The 20,851-nt window shown below is 62.1% G+C and carries 18 protein-coding genes; 11 read left to right on the forward strand and 7 right to left on the reverse strand.

All coding sequences use genetic code 11. From position 1 onward, the window contains the following. The first annotated feature begins 1 nt into the window (after position 1). The 11 genes from J2T57_RS14340 (at position 2) to J2T57_RS14390 (ending at position 12,269) form a co-directional block, all read left to right on the forward strand. Positions 2 to 1,006: a TRAP transporter substrate-binding protein gene (locus J2T57_RS14340; protein ID WP_253479520.1), complete on the forward strand. Its 1,005-nt coding sequence runs from the start codon at positions 2 to 4 to the stop codon at positions 1,004 to 1,006. Between the two features lie 57 nt (positions 1,007 to 1,063). Next, the gene (locus J2T57_RS14345) at positions 1,064 to 1,570 is read left to right on the forward strand and encodes a TRAP transporter small permease (RefSeq protein WP_253479522.1); all 507 of its coding nucleotides are present in this window, start codon (positions 1,064 to 1,066) and stop codon (positions 1,568 to 1,570) included. Next, positions 1,567 to 2,847, forward strand: coding sequence for a TRAP transporter large permease (locus tag J2T57_RS14350; RefSeq protein ID WP_253479524.1), 1,281 nt, complete (start codon positions 1,567 to 1,569; stop codon positions 2,845 to 2,847). The genes J2T57_RS14345 and J2T57_RS14350 overlap by 4 nt, the downstream gene beginning before the upstream one ends. After that, positions 2,844 to 3,632 carry a FadR/GntR family transcriptional regulator gene (locus J2T57_RS14355; RefSeq protein WP_253479526.1) on the forward strand — a complete coding sequence of 263 codons (789 nt, stop codon included), beginning with the start codon at positions 2,844 to 2,846 and terminating at the stop codon, positions 3,630 to 3,632. The genes J2T57_RS14350 and J2T57_RS14355 overlap by 4 nt, the downstream gene beginning before the upstream one ends. Next, the gene (locus J2T57_RS14360) at positions 3,616 to 4,509 is read left to right on the forward strand and encodes an amidohydrolase family protein (protein ID WP_253479528.1); all 894 of its coding nucleotides are present in this window, start codon (positions 3,616 to 3,618) and stop codon (positions 4,507 to 4,509) included. The genes J2T57_RS14355 and J2T57_RS14360 overlap by 17 nt, the downstream gene beginning before the upstream one ends. Next, the gene (locus J2T57_RS14365; RefSeq protein ID WP_253479530.1) at positions 4,506 to 5,843 is read left to right on the forward strand and encodes an MFS transporter; all 1,338 of its coding nucleotides are present in this window, start codon (positions 4,506 to 4,508) and stop codon (positions 5,841 to 5,843) included. Before J2T57_RS14360 ends, J2T57_RS14365 begins: the two co-directional genes overlap by 4 nt. Before the next feature lie 108 nt (positions 5,844 to 5,951). Then, positions 5,952 to 7,862 carry a S8 family serine peptidase gene (locus tag J2T57_RS14370; protein WP_253479532.1) on the forward strand — a complete coding sequence of 637 codons (1,911 nt, stop codon included), beginning with the start codon at positions 5,952 to 5,954 and terminating at the stop codon, positions 7,860 to 7,862. A gap of 53 nt (positions 7,863 to 7,915) precedes the next feature. After that, positions 7,916 to 9,091 (forward strand): MFS transporter, encoded by a 1,176-nt coding sequence (locus J2T57_RS14375; protein ID WP_253479534.1) that lies wholly within the window; start codon positions 7,916 to 7,918, stop codon positions 9,089 to 9,091. A gap of 49 nt (positions 9,092 to 9,140) precedes the next feature. Beyond that, positions 9,141 to 10,355 (forward strand): cation:proton antiporter, encoded by a 1,215-nt coding sequence (locus J2T57_RS14380; protein ID WP_253479536.1) that lies wholly within the window; start codon positions 9,141 to 9,143, stop codon positions 10,353 to 10,355. Between the two features lie 49 nt (positions 10,356 to 10,404). Continuing rightward, positions 10,405 to 11,652 carry a PQQ-dependent sugar dehydrogenase gene (locus J2T57_RS14385; protein ID WP_253479538.1) on the forward strand — a complete coding sequence of 416 codons (1,248 nt, stop codon included), beginning with the start codon at positions 10,405 to 10,407 and terminating at the stop codon, positions 11,650 to 11,652. 2 nt (positions 11,653 to 11,654) lie between these two features. Further along, complete coding sequence (locus J2T57_RS14390; RefSeq protein ID WP_253479540.1) at positions 11,655 to 12,269, forward strand: c-type cytochrome; 615 nt, start codon at positions 11,655 to 11,657, stop codon at positions 12,267 to 12,269. Between the two features lie 21 nt (positions 12,270 to 12,290). On the opposite strand, the gene J2T57_RS14395 is transcribed toward J2T57_RS14390, so the two are convergent. From J2T57_RS14395 to J2T57_RS14425, 7 genes are all read right to left on the reverse strand, one after another. Next, positions 12,291 to 13,940 carry an alpha/beta hydrolase gene (locus J2T57_RS14395; RefSeq protein WP_253479543.1) on the reverse strand — a complete coding sequence of 550 codons (1,650 nt, stop codon included), beginning with the start codon at positions 13,938 to 13,940 and terminating at the stop codon, positions 12,291 to 12,293. A 4-nt stretch (positions 13,941 to 13,944) separates the two neighbouring features. Continuing rightward, positions 13,945 to 15,459 carry a Na+/H+ antiporter NhaC family protein gene (locus tag J2T57_RS14400; protein ID WP_253479546.1) on the reverse strand — a complete coding sequence of 505 codons (1,515 nt, stop codon included), beginning with the start codon at positions 15,457 to 15,459 and terminating at the stop codon, positions 13,945 to 13,947. Between the two features lie 105 nt (positions 15,460 to 15,564). After that, a complete protein-coding gene (locus J2T57_RS14405) occupies positions 15,565 to 17,217 on the reverse strand; it encodes a hypothetical protein (RefSeq protein WP_253479548.1) in 1,653 nt (550 codons plus the stop codon). 110 nt (positions 17,218 to 17,327) lie between these two features. Continuing rightward, positions 17,328 to 18,182: a 3-hydroxybutyryl-CoA dehydrogenase gene (locus J2T57_RS14410; protein WP_253479551.1), complete on the reverse strand. Its 855-nt coding sequence runs from the start codon at positions 18,180 to 18,182 to the stop codon at positions 17,328 to 17,330. Beyond that, positions 18,182 to 19,729, reverse strand: a complete 1,548-nt coding sequence (locus tag J2T57_RS14415; protein ID WP_253479561.1) for a PH domain-containing protein — start codon at positions 19,727 to 19,729, stop codon at positions 18,182 to 18,184. The genes J2T57_RS14410 and J2T57_RS14415 overlap by 1 nt, the downstream gene beginning before the upstream one ends. After that, entirely contained in the window at positions 19,729 to 20,250 is a 522-nt protein-coding gene (locus J2T57_RS14420; RefSeq protein WP_253479571.1) for a PH domain-containing protein, read from the reverse strand. The genes J2T57_RS14415 and J2T57_RS14420 overlap by 1 nt, the downstream gene beginning before the upstream one ends. Positions 20,251 to 20,259: 9 nt before the next feature. After that, entirely contained in the window at positions 20,260 to 20,811 is a 552-nt protein-coding gene (locus tag J2T57_RS14425; RefSeq protein ID WP_253479574.1) for an RDD family protein, read from the reverse strand. Between the last annotated feature and the right edge of the window lie 40 nt (positions 20,812 to 20,851).

The raw sequence follows: 20,851 nt of genomic DNA on the forward strand, positions 1-20,851 counted from the left end.
CATGATTTCCATGAAAAACCGATCGTCCCGTACGTTACTTCTCACTGCCCTGACCGCAGCCGCCGTGGGTGTTTCGTCTGCCAGCCTCGCCCAGACCACAGTACGGCTGGGTTGGACAACGTCCGACGGCCAGACAGACCCGTACGCCATTGCGGCACGTTATTTCGCTGAAGAACTGGAAAACCTGGCACCAGGATCCTTCGACGTGCGCTTCTACCCCAACCATCAGCTGGGTAACGAAGAGGAAATGCTGCAAGGGATGCAGCTCGGCACCCTGGAGGCTGGCGTCATCACCGGAACCCAGATCGCCTCGGTCAGTTCGGCATTCCAGCTCAACGATCTCCCTTTCCTCTACGCCGACAACGCCCAGGCGCATGCTGTGCTCGACGGTGAGGTGGGTGACATGCTGATGGCCTCCCTGGAGAGAGAGGGGATCATCGGACTCGGCTTTGCCGAGGCAGGCTTTCGCCATGTGATCAACAACACCCGCCCCGTGGCGACGCCGGAAGACCTGAGCCGGATTCGTTTGCGGGTGCAGCCCAGCGACCTGTTCCTTGACAGCTTCCGGGCCCTGGGAGCCAACCCCGTGCCCATGGCCTGGAGCGATGTGTTCTCCGCGGTTCAGCAGGGCACCGTGGATGGGCTTGAGATCCCGTTGGCGGTGATTTACGCCAATCAGTATCCGGAGGTGACAGAGTATCTGTCGCTGACCAACCACTCATACAATGCGTTGGGCCTACTCGTCTCCGCGCAGATGTGGAACCGCCTGGATGACGATGGCAAGGAAACAATGCGACAGGCTGCACGACAGGCCATAGAGCGTCAGCGTGAAACCGTTGCCACCAACAACGAAACGATTCTGGACAGCATTCGTGAAGCTGGCATGACCGTCAACGAGGTCGATGATCCGGCGGCATTCCGGGACCGCGTTGCAGATGTCTACGAGTCCTATCGTGGTGCCATCGGTTCCGACGTTCTCGACAAGGCACTGGAACAGGTCCAGTAAGGCCCGGCGGGGGCGGCATTCGATCTGTCTGCTGCCCCCGTACCGAAGGGGGTTCCGATGCGCATCATTGGGCTGTTGCTGCAGACTGCAAGTCTGTGGCTGTCGTACCTGACCAAGTGTGCCCTGGTAGTCGCCGCCACGGTGATGGTGGGTAGCCTGTTGCTCGGCGTTTTTTACCGCTATGTGCTGCAGGATGCGGTGAGCTGGTCGGAAGAAATCGCCCTGCTCGGATTCACCTGGACCATATTTCTCGCCGCCGCGCTGGCGGTTCGCGAGGATGCACATGTTCGTGTATCCATCATTGACTCCATCATCCCGGGCCTGGGCGACTGGATCTTGCGGCAACTGATCTGGGTCGCGATCGCCGCCATCGGTGTGTTCATGATCTGGTCCGGCATGGCGTTTATCGATCTCACCATCCGCCAGGTCTCCGCAGCCATGCGCTATCCACTCTGGTATCGGAATTCCGCCCTCCCCGTCGCCGGAGCCCTGATCCTTGTCTATGCCGCGGCAAATATCGAAGGCCGCGCGGCCTTTCAGGCACGCAAGGCCACGCAATCATGAGTGCGCTGGCGATCTACCTCAGCGTCGGGCTGATCACGCTTTTATTGCTGGGCGTGCCGGTGGCCTTCACCCTGGCGATTCTGGCGATCACCGGGCTCTACATCGCCGACATCAACCCGATCATCTTCGCCCAGCGTGCCCTTGCCGGCACGAATGTGACCAGCCTGCTGGCAATCCCGGGCTTCATCCTCGCCGGCGATCTGATGAGTTCCGGTGGGCTTTCCCGACGGCTGGTCCGGTTCGCCGCCGCCGTGTTCGGTCATCTGACCGGCGGCCTCAGCATGGCGACGGTTGTCGCCGGAACCTTCTTTGGGGCCATATCGGGCTCCGCGCCGGCAACGACGGCGGCGGTGGGCTCGGTGATGATCGACGAGCTGGACAAGCGGGGCTACAAACGCGGCTATGCGGCGGCACTCGCCACCTCGGTGGGTCCGATCGGTCAAATGATTCCGCCCTCGATACCCATGGTCATCTGGGGGGTGCTGGCAGAGCAGTCCATTGCAAGGCTATTCCTTGCAGGCGTGGTCCCCGGCCTGATTGCCGCCGCCGGATTCATGGTGGTGAGCTACTTCTACGCCCGCCATTACGGCCTGACCAGTGACAAGCAGACCACCTGGTTGGAACTCAGGGCCGCGGTTCGCGACGGGATCTGGGCATTACTGGCACCGGTGGTCATCCTTGGGGGGATCTACGGCGGTGTATTCACGCCGACGGAAGCCTCCATGGTTGGTGTGTTCTACGGCCTCATCGTGGGCCTTTTTATCTACAAGGAACTCAAGTGGACCGAGCTTGGCACCGTGCTTCTGCGCAGCATGCGTACCAGCGGCATCATCATGTTCATCATTTCCATGGCGTACGCTTTCGCATACCTCATGGCCAACGAGCAGATTCCTGCCCAGATCGCGGGCTATCTGCTATCCATCAGCGATAACCCACTGATCATTCTGCTGCTTGTGAATCTGTTGCTGCTCATACTTGGTGCCATCATGGACAACGTCTCGGGCATGGTCATCCTCAGCAGTGTACTCACGGCAATCGGTGCCCAGATTGGCATGGACCCCATCCAGCTCGGCGCAATGGTGGTCATCAATCTGGCTGTAGGCATGGTGACGCCGCCGGTCGGCTACTCGATCTTTGTCGGCGCGAGCATCAGCGGGCTGCGCGTCGAGACCGTTGCACTGCATCTGTGGCCATTCCTGCTCGTGCTGCTCGGCGTCATCGCGCTTGTCGCCTATGTACCCGCTGTGACGCTCTGGCTGCCGGGATTGATGTCATGAGGGGCAAGCGCAGATCGGCCACAACCTATCCCGGTGCGAGTGGCAAGACGGAACTTCGCCATGCGGGCACGCCCTTGCCCAACGAACTCGCCACCCTGATAGAAAAAGACATCCTCGGCGGCAGCCTGGAGCCGGGAAGCAAGTTGCCGACGGAAGGCAGCCTGGCCAAACAGTTCGGAATCAGCCGCAATGCTGTTCGGGAGGCAATCGCGCAACTGCGTTCGGCGGAGCTGGTAGAAACGCGCCACGGGCTTGGCACCTTCGTCGTCGACAACCCGCTGGGGCGGCAACTGTTCTCGGTGCCGCGGTCAGGTATCGATCAGAGCGAGCTCTGCCAGCTCTTCGAGCTGCGTGCCGAGGTTGAGAGCGGGGCTGCTGCACTAGCGGCAAGATTCAGAACAAACGATGACATCAAGGCCATGCGCGACGCCCTGGATCGCCTGTCGGAATCCATCGCCGACGGTGCATTGGGCAAAGAGCATGACGTCGACTTCCACAATCGCATCGCGATGGCCTCCGGAAACCGGTTCTTCGGGGAGTTTCTGGACTTCTATGCCCGCCGTGTCAGCGATGCGGTTGCCATCGCCCGGTCCAATTCCGCCCGCGTTGAGGGTTGGTCGCGCATGGTGCAGTTCGAACATGAGGCCATCCACGCTGCAATCGCGGCCGGCTCCCCCGAGGAGGCCCGAGCGGCCATGTGGATGCACTTGCACAACGCGCGCCGCAGGCTCGGCCTGCGCCGACCTTCCGAGCAACAAGAGGACCAGCATGGCGACCAAGCCTGAACCCACGATTCCGGGCCCTGATCCGGACCCACGCCCTGCCAGGAAGCAGCTACCGCCTGGAAGTTGCGATGCCCACGCGCACCTCTTCGGCCCGGCGGAGCGCTATCCCTATCAGCCGGATCGCAGCTACACACCGCCGGATGCAGCCAGGGCTTCCTATGTTGCGCTGTTGAAGACCTTCGGTTTCGACAGGGCCGTGTTCGTGCAGCCCAGTGTCTATGGCACGGACAATCGGCTGATGCTCTACACCCTCGAGCGGGCAAGAGACACGGGGTGTGCCATCAGTTGGCGGGGTATCGCAGTGGTGGACCACACAGTGTCTGACGAGACACTGGAGACCATGGACGCACTTGGTGTGCGCGGCGTCCGCATCAACCTCCTGTTTCGCGGTGGTGTCGACTTCACCTTGGCCGAGGAACTCGCCCGACGGGTTGCATCGCTGGGATGGCACATGCAGTTCCTGGTGGATATCACTGAAACAGAGAGCTTTTCCCGAAACATTTCTGAGCTAGCCGTGCCAAGTGTGATCGATCACATGGGCCATTTCCCGGCGGTCCGGGGCCCGGGCGAACCCGCATTCCAGGACCTTTTGTCGGTCATGGAAGAAGGCCGGACCTGGGTCAAGCTCAGCGGGCCAAATCGTATCGATGACAGTCCGCGCCCGCCTTTTCCCAGGGCGGCAGCCCTGGCGCAGGCATTGCTCGAAAAGCACCCCGAACAACTCGTGTTCGGCACCGACTGGCCGCATGTCCAGCTACCCACCCCCATGCCTAACGATGGCGATCTCGTGAACGCGCTGTTTGACTGGACAGAGAACGACGAAGCGCTGCTGGCCCGGGTACTTGTGCATAACCCAGCGCGACTTTACGGATTTTGAGCATTCCGGAGTCGAGTCGGCGCACCGCGGGCCGCGCCGAGCTGGGAGGCGTCGATACGCCATTCCCGCCGCTGCGGCTGGCCTGGCTGATCTGGGGGCTGGCCGCAGCCCTCTACCTTGCCGGGTTTTTCCACCGGGTCGCGCCTGGCGTGATTACCTCGGAGTTAATGCGCGACTTTGGCATCGGCGCGACGGCACTGGGCAATCTGTCAGCCTTCTATTTCTACACCTACGTGGCCATGCAGGTGCCAACCGGCATTCTGGCCGATAGGCTCGGGGCACGTCCCCTCTTGCTGTGGGGAGCGGTTTTCGCCTCGCTGGGCGGGCTGCTTTTCGCATTCGCGCCAAGCTTCATGGTCGCCGCCGCAGGGCGGGCGCTCATTGGAGCCTCGGTCGCCGTTGCCTTCATCTGCATGCTCAAACTCGCCACATACTGGCTGGATGCCAGGCACTTCGCGATGGCCAGCGGCCTGGCGCTGTGTGTCGGCATGGTTGGCGCCATCGCGGCAGGTGCCCCTTTGCGCCTCGCGGTGGATGCTTTCGGCTGGCAGCCGGTCATGACGGTCATCGCCCTGTCCACTTTGGTGCTTGCGGTAGCCGTTGCCTGGGCTGTCTACGACAACCCGGCCGCCTACGGCTATCGCAGTCACGCCAGGCCACCATCACGACCGAAACGGGAGAGCGTATTCAGTTCGATTCGGCGTGTGCTCTCCTACCGGAACGGCTGGACGCTGGTGCTGATCCCCGGCGGCGTCGTCGGGCCGCTGATCACCTTCGCTGGTCTGTGGGGTGTGCCTTTCCTCACCACCCATCATGGAATGTCCACCCATGAGGCAGCCACCTACATGTCGGCCCTGCTGTTGTCCTGGGCCATCAGTGGACCCCTGGTCGGTGCCATGTCGGATCGAATCATGCAGCGCAAGAGCCTTTATCTGGGTGGCACCATCATTGCGCTGCTGGGCTGGGCGGTACTCATTGTCGTCGGCCCCATGCCAAAGGGCATTCTATTGCTCCTGCTCGTGGTTATCGGCCTTGCCTCCGGTGGCATGATTCTGTCATTCGCCATGGGCAAGGAAACTGTACCGACGCACCTGGCGGCTACGAATGCAGGGCTTATCAACATGGGCGTGATGTCCGGCCCGATGTTGTTGCAGCCGGCAGTCGGCTGGTTGTTGGATCGTCTTTGGGATGGCACAAGCCAGGACGGTAGCCCGCTCTACAGCCTTCAGGCTTTTCAGCTCGCCTTCGGGGCCATGCTGGTCTGGACAATCGTGTCCATCGGGTTGCTCCTGATTACCCGGGAGACACAACCGGAAGGCAGCGCTCGTGCCTAGTCCCCCAAGGAAGTGCTGCACGTTTCGGCGCCCCGAAGGCGCGGCCGGGAAAGTATCGACCGTGCTACTGTACCCCTTCCCAGTTCATGCCGAATTGCTATTGATTCCATGGCCTACCGACTAATTGTCGTCACATCGCTACTCCTGCTGCTGGCACCCATGCAACTCGCAGCGGACACCGCTGAGCTGCTTCGCGAAGTTCTGCCAGCGCTGTGCGAAGCCCGCGCCGACTCCCTGGATGCCATGGCCGACCGTATTCTGGTGGAATTATCAGCAACCGAAGAGGATCAAGTCAGCGGTCGTGGCATGGAGATTGGCTGGCAGCGCCGCTTTGCCATGGATACCGGTGACCAGTTACGGGCCGAGCACATTGCGCCCGGCGGCCGCACACAAAGATTCAGCGTGGAATACTGGGAACAGGTCCATGGCGAACTGAGGCCGGCGATGGTGGCGTTGGCAGATGGCTCATGCGCTGTCCGTGCAGCCCGTCGACTGAACTACGATGAAAACCTCGGGTTCGCCGTCAGCCTTGAACACCTGACACCGACACTTGAACCCACTGGTGAACAGGAACCTTTGAAGCCTCCTGTTCCCCCTGGCACTGATCCGGGTGGTGTCCGTGTCGCCATGGTGGATTCTGGGGTCAACTATTTGCTACCCGACATTGCCGAGCGGCTGGCGAGAGACGAGCACGGCAATGCACTCGGGTTCGACTTCTGGACCATGGATGCCCGACCGTTCGATGCGCATCCGGTCCCCTCGCCACTCTTCGTTCAACGGCATGGAACCCGGACGGCCTCTTTGCTGTTGCAGGAAGCACCCGAGGCAGTCCTGGTCCCCTACCGCTACCCGCGCACGGACATGACTCGTATGACACAGCTTGTCGCCCATGCAGCGGAAATCGGCGTGCAGGTCATGAGCCTGTCACTGGGCGGCGATGAACTTGCAGACTGGGAGGCCTTTGCGGAGGCGGCTGCGGCCCATCCGGACATCCTGTTCGTGATATCCGCCGGCAATAACGGGCGTGATATTGACCAGCAACCCGTCTACCCTGCAGCCCTGAAGCTCGACAACGCGCTGGTGGTAACCTCCGCCCTGCCCAATGGCAGCCTTGCCCGCGGCTCCAACTGGGGCGTTGAAACGGTGGATCTGCTGGTTCCCGCTGAGCGGCTGCGGGTGACGGATTTCACCGGCGATGCCGTTGCAGGCTCGGGATCCAGTTACGCCGCGCCGCGGGTGGCCGCCCTGGCAGCACGACTACTCAAAGCCCAACCGGACTGGCACGCGCCTGACCTGAAAGCTTCCATTCTCGATCGCGTGCTTCCCGCCTTCGCTGGTGACGCCGACCGTGTTCGATATGGCTTGCTCCCTCGCCCCGACATTGCCGAGGCTCTTCCAGCGATGGGTGCCAGTGAGGCTCCGCAAGAACGAGACCGGCGCAGGCTGGAAGGGGCGGATCTGCATGTCACTCCGGAAAGCGACGATGCCGGCTATCTGCTTGAACCTGCAATGGTGTACTTCAGCGGGACACCATGGACAGAAGATGCCATGAAAGAAAACTTGCAAGAGGCCGCCCATATCCTTGGCCAGTGTGGCATCCGGGTGTCCGCGGCAAACATTCACGAAATCGAAGCGCCACCGGTTTTCCACTACTTCCACGACGCTGTCGGAACCGAGTTGGCCGAGCATCTGACCTTCGACAAGCCCACCGCTTTCTTTGTGACTGACACCTTGCAGATGGAGCCCTATGAGGCCGAGGCCATTGGCCGGGGCAACAGCGGCCACCGGCCCGCCCTGCAGGATACCGTGTGGCTCACCCATACCGTGCGTGATCCGGGGATTGCGCTCGCCCACGAGTTGGTTCACGTACTCATGGATAGCGGTGAACATGTGCACCTGCCCAACAACCTGATGCGCGACGAGACAGCCCCGGAGAACACCAGACTCACGGACGAGCAGTGTGATGCCATCACCAGAACCGGCGAGCAACATGGTCTGTTGCAGGCCGTCCCCCACTGAGTAGCCCGCAATGCAGCAGACACAGACCAACCAGCGCGCTGGGGTGGCACGGCTTGCGTAACCTCCCCCTGGCAATCATTGTCATTGCCCAGCTTTTGGGGGCCTCCATCTGGTTCAGCGTGAACGGCGTTGCCCTGCCGTTGGCGGATGCCATTGACCTGGACGGAACCGGGCTGGGGTTACTCACCATCTCCGTGCAGTTGGGCTTTATTGTCGGCACCATCACCATAGCGACGACAGGCCTGGCAGACCGCTTTCTGGCAAGTCATGTGTTCTTTGTATCTGCCGTTCTGGGCGCTCTGATCAATGCAGCCTTCGTGCTGGTCGCAGACGTATTCTGGCTGGCGATGATGACCCGCTTTCTCACCGGGTTCTGCCTGGCGGGCATCTATCCGCTGGGCATGAAACTGGTGGTGAGCTGGACGCCGAAGTATGCCGGCGCGGCGCTGGCATGGCTGGTAGGCATGCTGACCCTCGGCACCGCACTGCCACATCTGCTGCGCGGTGTTACCTTTGCGCTGCCCTGGCAGTGGCCGGTGCTGATGGCGTCTGCGCTGGCCCTGATCGCCGGACTGATGATCCTGTGGCTTGGCACCGGGCCGCATTTGCCAGGGCCTGCGCGGGGCGGCCGTCCATGGGATGGGCTACTTGCATTTCGGTTCCGTAACTTTCGGGCGGCATCGCTAGCCTATTTCGGACATTGCTGGGAGCTTTATGCGCTCTGGACGCTAGTGCCCTTTCTTGTCGCGCGGGAACTCACCCGACTGGGTATGGACGGCCTCTGGCTGCCGTGGCTGGCATTCGCCATCATCGCACTGGGGATGCCGGGTTGCGTGATCGGTGGACGTCTCAGCCGACGCTGGACCAGCTTCAACGTGGCCCGTTGGTCCCTGATCATTTCCGGTAGCCTGTGCCTGGTGTATCCGTTACTCGGCGGCCTGTCTCCAGCTTTGCTCATGCTTCTGCTGATCATCTGGGGCCTGACCGTAGTCACTGACTCACCGCAGTTCTCGGCACTGGCCTCGGCAACAGCACCCCGTGAGCGTCTCGGCGGATCGCTGGCGATCATGAACGCCATCGGCTTTGCGATGACGCTACCCGCCATTGCCATCACCATGCATTTCTGGGAAGCACAGGGGCTCTATGTCCTCTGGTGGCTATTGCCGGGGCCGGTTCTGGGACTGATCGCCTTTCACCGGATGAATCGCGGGGAACTCAGGGAAATCTGACGCGAGCAGACGATTCGCAACACGAAACGATTGACTGGGGGGATAGTGGATGGAGTTGTTGCTGACTATCGGTTTGCTGATGGCCGTGGGCGGGATCGGCGGTGCCATAGCCGTTCGGCTTCGGCTGCCACGCATCACTGGCTACATCTTCGCCGGCATCCTGCTCAGCCCTTCCGTGCTGCCGTTGCTGACCTGGTCGCTGGTAGACGACCTGAACTGGATCGCCCTCGCCGCCCTGGGGGTCATCGGCTACGCCATCGGCACCAGCATTCGTCTGGACATGCTGCGCGGTCTGGGCCGCAGCATCGCCTGGATCACGCTGTCCCAGGGTTTCGCAGCCTGGTTGCTGACCATGATGCTGCTGGCGCCATTAGGCCCCTACCTCTACCCAGGTGTCGAGAATGCCACGCTGTTTGGCTTCTACCTGCCCATCGCCTTCCTTCTGGGCGCAATCGCGTGGCCAACCGCGCCCGCCGTGACCATCGCACTGATTCGGGAAGTCGGGGCCAAGGGCGTCATGACCACCGCCACGCTGACCATCGTTGCCCTGAGCGATGCCGCTGCCGTGATTGCCTTTGGATTGTCGCTGGAACTCACGCGCGCATTCATCGAGACCGGCGCATTCTCCTGGACCCAGGGAGTCGCCATTCCAGCGGCAAAACTGGCGGGTTCCATCGTGCTCGGCATCACCGCCGGCGCCGGAATCAATGGCCTCGCCCGGCTGCTGCCGGAAAAGAGCATCACTCTGATGACCGTGGTGCTGGGCGGGATTCTGCTCGCCATGTGGGCGGCCAGCGAACTCGGCCTGTCCACGATTCTGGCAACCCTGGTCATGGGCTTTACGGCCGTTAACCTGCCTCGCGGTGATCGGCTCGGAACCATCCTCCATCCCGTGGAAGGCCTGGTGTTCGTGGTGTTTTTCGTGATCTCCGGGGTCTACTTCGACCTGGCGGCACTGGAGACCGCCTGGCTACTTGCCATCATGATTACCGTGGCGCGATGCGTTGGGAAATATGCGGGTGCAAGCATCGGTGCAATCGTATCCGACTCGCCCCGAAACATGCGCAGGTACCTGGGGCTGATTCTGCTGCCCAAGGCCGGCCTGACCCTGGGGCTCGCATTCCTCGCCCGGGACGCGCTCGGTGACCCCATCGGCAACCTGCTATTCAACGGTCTGCTCGCCTCCACCATCCTCAACATGATCTTTACACCGCCATTGGCGAAGTGGGCACTCCTGCGCTCCGGGGAAGCCCGGCTAAACTAGACGTTGGCGCAACTGCGCCTAATAGAACGATAAAGAGGAGTAGCCCGCCATGAGTCGTTCACCACTCAGAACTGCAGCAATTTCGGTATCAACCGCCGCCCTGCTTGGCGGCGGTGTGTCCACGCAGGCGCTTGCCGATGATCCCCCCTGGGCGCAGGGACGCGCAGCAGAGTTGGCGGATTCCCCGCTGGCGCCACACGCAACCCCCTTGACCGTGACGCCGGTTGAAGACATCCCGATCGATCATCTTCAACTGCCGGATGGCTTCAGCGCGGAGATCTGGGCCCACGGCATGCCCGGTGCACGCATGATGGCTCGTGGTGACGAGGGAACCCTGTTCCTTGGCACCCGGGGCATCGGTCGCGTCTATGCAGTCATGGACAATGGTGATTCCCGAGACCACATGATCATTGCCGAGGGGCTGACGCAGCCCAATGGAATCGCCTACCGTGACGGCAGCCTTTATGTGGCGGCGATCAATCGCATCTTCCGCTACGACGATATCGAGGCAAGTCTCGCCAATGGAGAGGTTCCCGAACCCGAAGAACTCACCGATGCATTCGGTCTGCCGGATGACGTCCATCACGGCTGGAAATTCCTCGCCTTCGGCCCCGACGGCAGGCTCTACGTCCCGGTCGGAGCGCCCTGCAACGGCTGCGAGGTCGATCCCGATGTGCACGCCAACATTCGTAGTTTCGAACCCGACGGCTCGGACATGCAGGTTGTCGCCCGAGGCGTGCGCAACAGTGTTGGTTTCGACTTCCACCCGGATACCGGCGAGCTCTGGTTTACCGACAACGGTCAGGACTGGCTGGGCGAACATGGTCCGCACGATGAACTCAACCGGCTCAGCGAAGCTGGTGAGCACTTCGGCTTCCCGTACTGCCACGCCCACGGCCTGATCGACCCGGATCTGGGATCGGCTGATTCCTGCGACGGCATCACCATGCCGGCGGCTCTGCTGGGTGGGCACTCTGCGGCCCTGGGGATGCGCTTCTACACTGGCGACATGTTCCCGTCGGAATATCAGAACGCCATCTTCATTGCCCGTCGCGGCTCCTGGAACCGCACCTTGAGCGTGGGGTACGACATCCAGGTTGCGCACATCTCCGATGACGGCACCACGGCAGCCATCTCCCCGTTCATGGTGGGGTTGCTGGATCCACGGGCCAACGAATTCTCGGGCAGGCCAGTGGATGTGCTGCAGATGCCGGACGGCTCCCTGTTGGTAGCCGACGAGCAGAACGGTGCGGTCTACCGCATTACCTATGAAACCCCGGACTACGTGAGCGACTGAGCATGGGTCTATTCGAGAGCGTGTCCCGGCTGTGGTGGATGACCCCTGCGGCTGCCCTGTCGGTTGCCCTGCCCTTCGCCGTCATGGCGGAAGACGCCCCGGCGGTCGGCAAGTCACTGGAGGAACAGTTGCAGCTTTGTGGCGCATGTCACGGAGTCGACGGCAATTCCACCCAGCCCGGCACGCCTTCGTTGGCGGGGCAACCCGAACTCACCATCGTCAATCAGATGATCTATTTTCGTGAACGATTGCGTCGCAACGACGTGATGACCCCGCAGGCGCGGGGCCTCAGCGACAGCGACATCCAGGCACTGGCGGCATACTATGCCGAGCAACCGATCGCCGGGCCGGAGGGTGAACCGGACGATGATCTGATGCGCCGCGGTCAGGCATTATCCGATGCCCAACGCTGCGCCAGCTGCCATGGTTCGGGGTACGCGGGCCGGGCACAGATGCCACGATTGGCCGGACAGCGGGAGGACTATCTCGTGGATTCCATGCAGGCCTATCGTGACCGAACCCGCGGCGGCCCGGACTCCACCATGATCGACATCATGCGTGGCGCGTCCGATGAGGACATCGCGGCCATGGCTCACTATTTCGCCTACTACCAGTAACACATCCGGCCCAGGGGGTGTTCAGTCATCCGGCTCGAACAGCCCCTTGAGCCGCTCCACGTCTTGTTCGCTCCACCCTTCCGGTTCGGTCAGTGCCAGCCAGGCATCGATGTAATCCCGGGCGGCGATCTCATGGCCGTATCCCGGCGGTGCACCGCCAATGGCGATATCGGCAAGCAACTGCAGCGTGGTCACGATGGGATACCAACGCAGTTCGGGAGAGACATCCGGCCCACGGGGTTGCCGCATCCAGGCAGGTTCGCGATAAAGCGTCTGCGGGCTGAAGAACGTCACCGGATCGCTGGCGTACTGAACGAATGCGATGCGGAACGGACCCCAGTAGTCGCCCTGCTCTTCAAGGCCCTGCTCCTGGTTCATGAAGCGAACCACCGATCCGTTGCGGAACTGCGGCAACCAGGCCGGGGAACCGGCGTCACGACTCGCGGTAACCTGCCGCCAGGTGCGGCTACGGAACGGTGGGCCACTCCAGAGGGCGCCGTCGAACGGGTCATCGATAATGTCATACAGATCAAATGAGAGATCGGAATTCAGTGCGCCAAGACTCAGCCCGTGAAGATAGAGCCGGGGCCGCTCATCCTCGGGCAGACCAGTCCAGTAGCCGTAAATGGCCTCGAACAGTGCCCTTGCCGTGTCTGCCCCGTAATCCCCTTCCAGCATCAGGGAAAGCGGGCTCGGCAGGTAGGAATACTGCGCGGTTACGGTGACGATATCCCCCCGGTGCAGATACTCCACCGGATTCTGCGCTGCGCCATCCACCCAGCCTCGGCCCGTGGGCGTGGCAACCAGCAGCGTCGACCGTTCGAACCCGCCGACACGGATCAACTCCCGCAGAGCCAGTTCGGCGCGTTCTTCCGGCGTGTCTGCCGCGGTCAGGCCGACATAGACGCGAATCGGATTCGGCACATCTTCGCCGACAAAGTCGCCGATGTCCTCGCCGGTGGGGCCGGAGGTTACAAAGCGTCTGCCACGTCCGCCCAGACCCTCCCAGGTAATCAGGGAATCTGCGCTGCCGGTGCGCATCGGGTCCGTGGGTGGCTCGATATCATCCTGCATCAGCACATCCAGTTGCTGATAGGAGTTGTCGGCGGCCCGCAAGCCCCAGGTGAAGATCACACCGTCGATGACCGACCAGAACAGGGCCAACGCGGCAGCAACTCCGATCACGTTCGCCACCCGATGGGGAATATGGCGTTCCAAGCGCCTTTGCAGCAGGAAGAAGGTGATCCGGAAGAGCCGCGCCAGCAGCAGGATCACAGCGAAAACCGCGACGGCGATCAGGCCGATGGTGTAAGCACGGATGCCATCGAGTTCTTCAAGGCCCATCAGGCCACGGACTGAATTCTGCCAGCCTGCCGCCTGCCAGAGAAACACGGCCGCAAACACAACACAGAGCACGGTGGCAACGAGCTTCACCGCCAGATCGATACGCCCCCTGGGCAGTGGGAACCCCATGTAGGCCCACAGCCAGCGCCCACCATGGCCAAGGCCGTAGCCGGCGGCAAAGGACAACCCGGAAATCACGCCCTGAACGTAGAATGGACGCGGCAGCAGACTCGGCGTCAGGGAGAAGGCGAAAAAGAGCGTGCCTAACAGCAAGCCGACGGTGGAGAACTGGCGGAAGAAACGCAAGGCCGTAGTGTTGTAAAGCACGAAACTAGAAACCCCAGGTGGCAATGATCGCCAGCAGCGTCCAGAGGACCATGGCGAACGCCGCGGCGAAGGCCGATGGGATCCACTGGGTCCGGACGTGATCCATCACGTCGCAACCCGAGGCGGCGCTGCTGAGAATGGTTGTGTCGGACAGGGGCGAACACTGGTCGCCAAACACGCTTCCGTTCACCGACGCCGCAAGACAAAGCATAAGCAGAAACTGCGGGTGCGCCACCTCCGTGACAATGGCCACCGCCCATGCAAGAGGCATGGAGAACGGCAGAACCAGGGCGAATGTGCCCCAGCTGCTGCCAGTGCCGAAGGCCAGTACCCCGCTCAGCAGGAACAGGGTCGCGGGCAGGAACAGGGGGTGGATGGCGCCACTCAACTGACGACTCACGAAATGCCCGGCACCCAGCTCGCCGCTCAGGCTGCCCAGCATCACCGCCGCCACCAGCAGCAGGCAGATCGGCAACACGGAGGCCGTGCCATAGGCGAGGCCCCGGCCGAGGACATTCCACGCCAGGCCACGCTTCACAGACACCAGCATGGCGGGAACCAGACCGAGCCCCATGGTCAGGAATGCCCAGGCCGGGCCGAGGAAGCGGAACGCCACCACGAACATGACGATGATGCCCGCGATTCCCAGGTAGAACTCCGAGGGACGCGGCTCATAGCCCCTGGCAATAGCCGAATGGGAGAGTATCGGCGTGGACAGGGGCTGTGCGTGGGCGGAATCCAGCTTGCCGGTGTCACGGGCGCGGGTTACGGCCCGGCGGAAACGCTGCCCCATGAATGGGAGCCGGTCAATCGCCAGCAGGAACGTGAAGGTCACCGACAACATGGCGAAAAAGAACAGCGGTACCGACTGCACGTAGAAAAGAATGCGGTCATAGGCGGTGGTCAGGAAGGCAACACCCGACACTGCCAGAAGCCCCTGGACGTAGAATGGCCAGGCGTTCAGGGGAATCAACAGGGAAATAGGCGACGATGTGGCGTCGATCACGTACGAAAGTTCTTCGTGACTCACCCGGTGTCGATCGGCCAGGGGCTTGATGACACCGCCCACCAGGACGGCGCTGAACGCTCCGCCCTGGAAAAACAGGACGCCAAGACCCCATGCCGCAAGCTTGGCGGAGCGCGGCCCACGTACGAAACGGCGACTGATCGCCTCGGCAAAGGCAAGCGCAGCACCATTAGTGCGCCATAAGCCGAGCATGAGGCCGAAGGTGGCAATCAGGCCCAACAGGCCGATCATGGTGTCGTAGGGAAACCACTGGTAGAGCATGGACAGGTTGGTGGAAGGCTGCACGATCCACAGAACAAAGCCTACGACAGCACCCACCCAGATCGCCGGCAGCGGTCTGCGATAGCGAAAGCACAGCAGCAGTGCCAGGATTGCGGGAAACAGCGATAATATACCGAGGCGCAGCCCCTCCGGGGTCTCCGTGTCCTCAAGGCCAATCGCCGTTGCCAGCAGCGGTATGCGCCCGATGAATTCGAGAATTTCCCCGTTCACACCTGCATTCCGTGGTCTCCGTAAGTTGACCCGATCGACGGCGCGTCAATGTGCCAAGAATCGAACGGAACTGCAAAAAAGTGACACCTCCTGTCTACCAGGTCTTCAGTCTTCGTCGAGGTGTGTGAATGCCACCAGGAAGCGGTCCCGAAACGCGTCCATCCGCCAGACAGGGGCGTCTTCATCCGGCACCATACCCTCGGTCCAGCCCCAGTCGGCGATCCGCTCCACGAGATGCTGTGGCCCGATGATGTGGATGGGCACGTCGAACCCGTCGACCTGGCTCACGAACCGGGCTGGTTCATGGTCCCCAAGCACGATCATCAGCGGCGGATCCGCAGCGTGTCGCTCAGCGTAGGAACCCACCACTTCCAGACTGTAGTCCACCGCCAACCGGAATTTTTCGCGGACGCGGTCGTTGTCTCTCCAAACCACCTCTGGCGGGTCGCCGTCGTTGGCCCATTCATTGAAGACAGTGCCGTCGCCGATGACATTCCAATCGATCACGGGCGGCACCGGCAACCACGGCGCATGGGATGAGATCAGGGCAATCTGAGCAAACAACGGCGCGCGACCCTCCCCTGCCGGCAGGGCCCGCTCCAGTCGATCCATGGACTTCATGGTGAACTGATCCGGCATGGTCACCCAGTTGTAGCGTTCCCCGGCGTACTCCAGGTCCCGCGCCGCATGAATGACTTCGAAGCCGAAGAAATCGGCCTCAGGCCAGGACATGGTGATTGCCGGCATGATCGCCGCGGTGCGGAAGCCGGCCGCGCTGGCATAATGAAACAGTGTCCGCCGGGGGCTCGCCAGCAAAGCCCGATAGCGCCCCTGGTTATCGATCCACAAGCCAGAGGCAATGGTCGAGTGGGCAAGCCAGCTCTGACCGCCCACCATGGGCGCCGTCAGGTAGGCCGAGCGCATGGCAAGGCCTTGTTCATCCAGGCGGCGCTCGATATCCCACAAACGACCAACATGGGTATCGATGTAAAGCGGATTCTGGAAGCTGGACCGGCCGTAGCTCTCCACGTAGGTCAGCAACACGTCGTGATCGCCGATGGCGTTCAGCAACGCCCGACGATCGCTGCGGGTAAAGGGGTCTTCCCGGGCCGCGCGCCTGAAATCGGCGAGATCCTCAAGGGTTTGCCGGTAGGTCACCACCCGCTCCAGGGCCACTCTCGCCGTGAAGGCGGCGCCACGCGGTTCTACAGGCATGTTCCAGGCGCCTCTCGCCTGGCCGATCTCACCGATCATAAGGGCAAGGGCGGGCATCGCCATGGCACCAGCAGCTACTCGTGGTAGCGGCGGTGGTTGCAAGGCAGACCAGACCCCGGTTGCCCACCACAGCAACCAGGCCAGCACGGCCGATAACACGACCAGCACACCGACAACGCCCATCGCCAAAGGCACGCCGATGCTGCCGGACCCCAGCATCCATGCCGCATGGATCAGGCCCATATCCACCAGGGGATTGAACGCCCGGTTATAGGCCACAAAGGTTGCGTAATCGGCAGCCTTGCTGATCACAAGCAGCAACAGGATGCCGACCAGCAGCCCACGCAAGCCGCGCACCCACCAGACCCTTGCCGGCATTGCGATCAGCGCCAACAGGATAACGGGCAACTCGAGGGGAAAGAGCAACAGCGCTTGCGGTGTCATGGCCGCCGGGTGATTCGGCTGAATGAGCACCAGATGCAGCAGCCCGGCGGCCACAATCAGCCGCCATGCCATGGAGATGAGTGCTCTGCTATCGACCATTTCCCGCCGCCCGACGTCTGTTATCCATAAAGTTGACGCCGAGTTGAGACTCTATGGGCGCGCTCCGGTTCCCGGGCTGAAGGGCGGCGCCAGGACGACGGATGAGACCGTCAGCCCGTATAGTCGTAGAAGCCGCGTCCCGATTTGCGCCCAAGGTAACCCGCGTCGACCATTTGCCTGAGCAGTGGGCTGGGTCGGTATTTGGGGTCGCCGAAACCTTCGTGAAGCACATTCATGATGGACAGGCAGGTGTCCAGCCCGATCAGATCGGCCAGAGCCAGCGGTCCCATCGGGTGATTCATTCCAAGCTTCATGGCCTGGTCGATGTCCTCGGCGCTGGCCACGTTCTCGGATAGCACGAAGATCGCCTCGTTGATCATCGGCATGAGTATGCGGTTGCTCACGAAACCGAAGCTGTCATTGACGGCTACAGGCGTCTTTCCGATCTGGCGGGCGACATCGGTGACTTCTGCCGCAACCGCTGGGTCAGTCTGTCGCGCCGCGATCACCTCCACCAGGGCCATCATCGGCACGGGATTGAAGAAATGCATACCGACGACACGCTCCGGGCGTTTGGTTGCCGCAGCGATACGGGTCAGGGAAATCGACGAAGTGTTGCTGGCCAGAATGGCTTCCGGCGCGCAGGCCGCATCAAGGGCCTGGAAGATGCCGAGCTTGATATCGGTATTCTCCGTCGCTGCCTCGACGATGAGTTGCCGATTTGCAAGCCCCGCAATGTCCGTCTCGAGGCTTATGCGCTCAAGTGCTGCGGACTTTTCGCCGTCTTCGATCCTGCCCTTGCGAGCAAGCCGTTCAAGGCTCTGCTCGATGCTCTGCAGGCTGCGGTCCAACGCCGATTGATTGACATCCTGCATGCACACATCGAAGCCGGCTACCGCGAAGGTCTGGGCGATCCCACTGCCCATGATGCCTGCTCCCACCACCCCGATTTTCTCTGTCTTCATTACTGCTGCTCCTCGGTTCTGTCAGGGATACCCTGACTTATTCGATGGGCGAGTCTATCAGTTCCGTCCTCCCCGAATTCGATCCGTGCAACGGTGATATTGGCGAGGCCGCGGGCCTGGGTCAGTGGTAGCCATGGCACCACAGCCGAGCCCCCGGCCAGACCGAGCCGCACCGTGGCGAGTCCACGGCGACGCTGCCACCAGCTCTGCCGGATCTGGACCCCTTGGACTCTGTCCAGCGGGAAAACGAGGCTCCGACGACCGAGCAAACCGTTTCGAACCTCCGAAACGCCGCCCTCGATACGCCAACCAACCGCCAGCCAGCGCAGCCGACCGTAAAGGAGCGCTGGCAACGGCAATAGAACAAGACCGATAAGCCATCGCCAATCCAGAGTCAGCAGAGTCGCAAGGCCAAGCAACAGGGCACCGCCCAAGGCGAATCTAAACGCGCAGGCCCTGGCGAAACGCCGATCCACCTGTTGCAATGCCCCCACCAGCGGCGCGCACTCCCACAGAGTCGCAACCAGTTCGTCGGCGCGCCGGCGGGTCAATCCCGGTACCAGGAATGCTCTGGCGGAATGCTCCCCTCCCCTCGCCGGACTGCCGATCTGTCGGCAGATCAGATAGCGTCTGCGCAGCAACCGGCCCGGGAGGGTTTCCACCGACTCCACCACCTGCAGTCGGTCTGCCGACAGGATCTGCTCGTGCCGGTTCAGCAGGCCACTTCGCTGCACGTAGCGCCCCTTCTCGAATGTCAGGCGAAAACCGTGAAATCGAAGCCAGGCACCCACCACCGAGAGGGTAACGATGAGTGCCGGGAAAGCGACGACTAGCAAAATTGCCACAAGCCATGGCGAAACCAGCAGACCGGTCAGCCAGGTCGCCGATTCGCCGTCGGCGAGCGTGTGACGGGAGACCCGTTCCACGGCGGGAACCAGGGGAGCGAGCATGGCCAGGAAAACGTAGGCGGCATTACTGGTGAGGCCGTGCAGGGTGACCCCCTTCGCAGTGGCCATGTGGATAAGCTCGGGAGCCGCTTCAGCCGCCCCGCTCGCTGGGTCGAATGCCGGTTGCCCCTGCTCCTCGTCGCCGGACAGGCTCCGCCGCAGCGATTCGGCGAGATCGCGGCGGATACCAGGCAACTCCACCTCCGCCGAAACGCCCCCTGGCGTCTCTGCCACAAAGCGCACGATGCCCAGTGGTCGAAAATAGAAGGGTTGCTGCAGGCCGATCTGTTGTACGCGGCCAGCTGCCACCTTGAGTTCTGTACGCTGCAGCAGTCCACGCTGCACCAGCAGCACGTCCTCCTCCATTCGAAAACGAAAGCGGCGGTAATAGGCAAAGGCGAACAGCACTGAGGCGAGGACGAGCACAACGGCAAAGAGAGCGACTTCTCTGACTCCAACCCGCTCGAACAGGGCAACACCCGCCCCTGCGCCCAGCAGTATGGGTATGTTTTCCCGGGCGAACCTGCTGCCGCCGCGTATCAGCAGGAAGGCAACCGCCCATGGTGACAGGTAGTGCCAATGGGTGAGGTCGCTTTGCATCAGCGACCAAAGTCCGGGGCTTGCCCGTTCATTCGCTGGACAAGATGCTGGCGCAGACGATCGGCCGACTCTGTATCCAATCCGGCAATGACAAGATCGGCACTTGCACCACCTGCGGTAAAGCAGGTGAGGCGAACCAGCCCAAACAGCCGCTCAAGAGGGCCGGTCGCCGTCTCCACGTGCTGTATCCGGCACAGCGGAATGATTGTCGTGCGCTCGACGAGCAGGCCCTGGCGATGGATCAGGTCTTCCTCACGCAGTGCATAGGCTCGCCGACGTGCCTCGGCACGGGACAGAACCATCAACCCAAGCGCCAACATGACCGCAAAGACCAAGAGAGCCGCATGCCAGACCGTCTCAAGCCCCCACCCCACGGGCAGTGCGACGACCAGAAGCAGCGGAGGAATGGCCATGATCACTGCTGACCATGTCCTGTAACTTGCATAGCGGCTGGATACCGGCAGCAAAGCCACCTTCTCCACTGCCGGCAGCGCGTCCACCGGCACCTGGTCATTACGCATATCCACGACTCAAGCCGCTTTCCGCACAACAAGTGTACCGGCGATGAGGTCATGCAGGCCCTGCTTGCGGCGGGTAAAGGCCACCATGATGTAACCGATCAGGAACAGCACCGCAGAGAGGAATTCGGCAAGGTGGCGGCCGGTCGCCCGCAGGAAGCTGATCCTTTGCCCCTGAAGGTCAGTCACGCGCAGTCCCATGACAAGCTTTCCGGGGGTCGCCTGGTAGGCGGAACTGTGAAAACCGGCCCAGTACAGCCAACTCGCCAAAAGCGTCAGGGTATCCCAGGTTGTCCACCTGGTAGCCGTAGCAGGGTCGGCATTGCCGGCCAGTAGTGTGCTCTCGATCAGCATCAGCGGCACAAACAGCACGACGGAATCCATGAGCGCTGCTGCGACCCGCCTCCAGAAGCCGCCGTAGCCGGCGGCGCCCGTGGGCAATCCCGTGAAATGTCCCAGCTCTTCGGCAACCAGGCGACGGTCTTCGGCAGCCATCGGGGCACCACACTGCCGACAGAACCTGGCGGTGACGCCGTTAGCGGCACCGCACTGCGAGCAATCCATCCAATATCTCCATGCGAGCGTGCATCAGCGAAGGTCGGTG

It is taken from the genome of Natronocella acetinitrilica, from assembly GCF_024170285.1.
In the GTDB taxonomy this organism is placed as follows: Bacteria; Pseudomonadota; Gammaproteobacteria; order Nitrococcales; family Aquisalimonadaceae; genus Natronocella; species Natronocella acetinitrilica.